This window comes from Massilimicrobiota sp. An134 (assembly GCF_002160815.1).
GTDB classification, from domain to species: domain Bacteria; phylum Bacillota_I; class Bacilli_A; order Erysipelotrichales; family Coprobacillaceae; genus Allocoprobacillus; species Allocoprobacillus merdigallinarum.
On the sequence record NZ_NFLH01000064.1, the window covers coordinates 1 to 3,528 of the forward strand.

Genomic DNA, 3,528 nt, shown 5'->3' on the forward strand with positions numbered 1-3,528 from the left:
ATCATGAACTCCATGTGTGAGCTAAGATATAGTGACTTTACAAATGAATTTTCATTTAAGACCATATAATCAATATATTTTAAATATAGTTACCAACATTTATCTAGGGTTAGATTTTTTCTAAAAAAATGCTTCCTAAGAAGCATTTAGCATTTGACTTATATAATCATCAAGCTGTTGATTGTTTAAATATGTTAGATCAGCAATATGATGAATAGGTGATAATTGTAAATACTGTGACAGTTTGTTTTCCACCAGTAACTCGAAATGATAAGGATGTGTTAAAGAATGAGACTGTTGACATTGAAAACGAAAATAACAATATTGAATAATAAAATAATAAAATCTTGTGACATATAATTGATGAAGGAATGGCAATGCATATGTATGAGGGTATGCTTCTTTATTTTTATGTGGATGACCTATTAAAATATGATAGAGATGAAATAATGGTAATAATAAGCTTGAATAATGTTTAAAAGAAGTTTTAAAAAGATGATCATATAAATAAATAGCTTCTAAAATACCCGCTTCTAAATAGATGGCCTGTGTAGAAGGTATTGTGATTTTAAATTGTGAAATTTCATTTATATAATGATAAAGAGAATCCAATTCATAAGCATAAAGATGTTTCAAATCATGAAGATCACTATAAATCAAATAATTCTGAGCTGGAGTTTTGATATGAATATCTAATGGTATTTGACCATTTGAAAGAATTTGAATATATTTTTTATCTCGAAAAAAATCTTCATTAATAAATTGATATGTAGGCTGTAATAAAGTGAGAGAATGAAAAAAATCATCTATATACATATAGGCATCTCCTTATCTTATATAGTTACTTTTTTATCTATTTGTCACTTTATTATATCAATAGTTTAAATAGTTATCAAATATAAATCTATTATTAATGAATATTTTACAGATTTTTATAACTCTTCGCTATAATGTAAAAAAATGAGGTGAGGTATATGTTAAAAATTGGTAAAGTCTTAGCTGCGAAATTGGAAGAAAAGAATATGACACAAAAAGATATTGCTAAAATGCTTAATATTTCACCTGGTGCTTTTTCAGCATATGTTACAGATACAAACTTTCCACGTTTAGATATTTTAGTTGAAATTTGTCAGATTTTAGATATTGATTTGAATCACCTTTTGAATTTACAAAATCATGAAAATATGGATTTATTAATTCAGGGAAAAGATGAAGCAAAGGTCATTCATTTTATGAGAAGTCTTTCCCATAAAGAACGTGAAATTTTAATGGAAAGCATTCAATCTTCAATCAGAATTATTGAAAAAATGAGAGATTTAAAAGAATAGTAACATGCTATTCTTTTTTTATTTACTACTAGCAAACCCATTATACTATAGCTCATTTTTATTTGCAATAAGCAAGTTTATTCATTCGGGCTATTTAGACATTTTTTTCACATTGAAAGTACGGTCTACATTGACTTTAAAGGCTATTTGACTTATAATCACAGTAGGTGAAATTCCTTCACCGCAATCAGAAAAAGAAGCACAATTTTCTGATTTGTCTGGCTAATCATTTTGAAGATGAAAGGAGTAAAAAAATGATTTATACAAAAGAAGTAGAAGAAATGTGCACTGTTAAATGCGGTGCAAGTCATGGATGTGCTCCAATTCCTGAAGAAGGAAAATGGGTATATTCAAGAGAAATCAAAGATATTTCTGGATTAACACACGGTGTTGGTTGGTGTGCTCCTCAACAAGGTGCATGTAAATTAACTTTAAACGTTAAAGAAGGAATTATCGAAGAAGCATTAATCGAAACACTTGGATGCTCTGGTATGACTCACTCTGCTGCTATGGCTAGTGAAGCATTAGTTGGTAAAACTTTATTAGAAGGTTTAAATACTGACTTAGTATGTGATGCTATCAATACAGCAATGAGAGAATTATTCTTACAAATCGTTTATGGACGTAGCCAATCTGCTTTCTCTGAAGGAGGACTTACTATCGGTTCAGGTCTTGAAGATTTAGGTAAAGGATTAAGAAGTATGCTTGGTACTGCTTATTCTACAAAATTAAAAGGACCTAGATATCTTGAATTAACTGAAGGTTACATTAACAGACTTGCTTTAGATGAAAATAATGAAATCATCGGTTATGAATTCATTAATCTTGGAAGAATGATGGATATGATTAAATCTGGAAAAGATGCTAATGAAGCAGTTAAAGAAGCTACTGGTACTTATGGTAGATTCGATAGTGCTGCAAAATACATCGACCCAAGAAAGGAATAATGGAGGTACGAAAATGGCATTATTTGAAAATTATGAACGTAGAATCGATCAGATTAACGCTGCATTAGCTAAATATGATATTAAATCAATTGAAGAAGCTAAAGCAATTTGTGATGAAAAAGGTATTGATGTTTATAACATCGTAAAATCAACTCAACCAATTTGTTTTGAAAATGCTTGCTGGGCTTATACAGTAGGTGCTGCAATGGCAATCAAAAATGGGGATACAAAAGCTGTTGACGCTGCTAAAACAATCGGTGTTGGTTTACAATCATTCTGTATTCCAGGATCAGTTGCTGATGATCGTAAAGTTGGTTTAGGTCATGGTAACTTAGGATCTATGTTATTAGATGAAAAAACTGAATGTTTCGCTTTCTTAGCTGGACATGAATCATTTGCTGCTGCTGAAGGAGCTATCAAAATTGCTGAAAAAGCAAATAAAGTTAGAAATAAACCATTAAGAGTTATCTTAAACGGTTTAGGAAAAGATGCTGCTAAAATCATTTCAAGAATCAATGGTTTCACTTATGTAGAAACTCAATTTGATTATTTCACTGGAGAAGTGAAAGAAATTTCAAGAACAGCTTACTCAGATGGTCCAAGAGCAAAAGTAAACTGCTATGGTGCTGATGATGTTCGTGAAGGTGTTGCAATTATGCACAAAGAAGGTGTAGACGTTTCTATTACTGGTAACTCTACTAACCCTACTCGTTTCCAACATCCAGTAGCTGGTACTTATAAAAAAGAATGTGTTGAACAAGGTAAAAAATATTTCTCAGTAGCTTCTGGTGGAGGAACAGGACGTACATTACATCCTGATAATATGGCTGCTGGTCCTGCTTCTTATGGTATGACTGATACTATGGGACGTATGCACAGTGATGCTCAATTTGCTGGTTCTTCTTCAGTTCCTGCTCACGTAGAAATGATGGGATTAATTGGTATGGGTAATAACCCAATGGTTGGAGCAACTGTTGCTGTTGCCGTAGCTATCGAAGAAGCTTGTAAATAATTTTTAAAAAGTCTTGATTTTATCAGGACCAATGGAGTCAACTTAGTATATTAGACTAGGTGACTCTTTTTTTATTTCTGTAATTCTTGTGGTATGACTATATGTACTCTTTATTATTATGCAAAAAAAGCGCATAAAGCCCCTGTTGATTTTTTTCGTTTTTTAAAATTTTATCCCATTAAATTTATGATACAATATAATTGTATTCTTAACTACGGGGATATTGTCATAAGCACTGATT

General features: G+C 31.1%; 4 protein-coding genes. 3 read left to right on the forward strand and 1 reads right to left on the reverse strand.

What is annotated here, in order from left to right:
* Positions 1-135: 135 nt before the first annotated feature.
* Positions 136-816, reverse strand: coding sequence for a hypothetical protein (locus tag B5E79_RS13090; protein WP_087298345.1), 681 nt, complete (start codon positions 814-816; stop codon positions 136-138).
* Positions 817-974: 158 nt separating this feature from the next.
* On the opposite strand from B5E79_RS13090, the gene B5E79_RS13095 reads away from it, so the two are divergent.
* The 3 genes from B5E79_RS13095 (at position 975) to B5E79_RS13105 (ending at position 3,287) form a co-directional block, all read left to right on the forward strand.
* A complete protein-coding gene (locus B5E79_RS13095) occupies positions 975-1,328 on the forward strand; it encodes a helix-turn-helix domain-containing protein (protein ID WP_087243933.1) in 354 nt (117 codons plus the stop codon).
* Positions 1,329-1,582: 254 nt separating this feature from the next.
* Positions 1,583-2,275 (forward strand): iron-sulfur cluster assembly scaffold protein, encoded by a 693-nt coding sequence (locus B5E79_RS13100; RefSeq protein ID WP_087243932.1) that lies wholly within the window; start codon positions 1,583-1,585, stop codon positions 2,273-2,275.
* A gap of 13 nt (positions 2,276-2,288) precedes the next feature.
* Complete coding sequence (locus B5E79_RS13105; protein WP_087243931.1) at positions 2,289-3,287, forward strand: GGGtGRT protein; 999 nt, start codon at positions 2,289-2,291, stop codon at positions 3,285-3,287.
* The last annotated feature ends 241 nt before the right edge of the window (positions 3,288-3,528 follow it).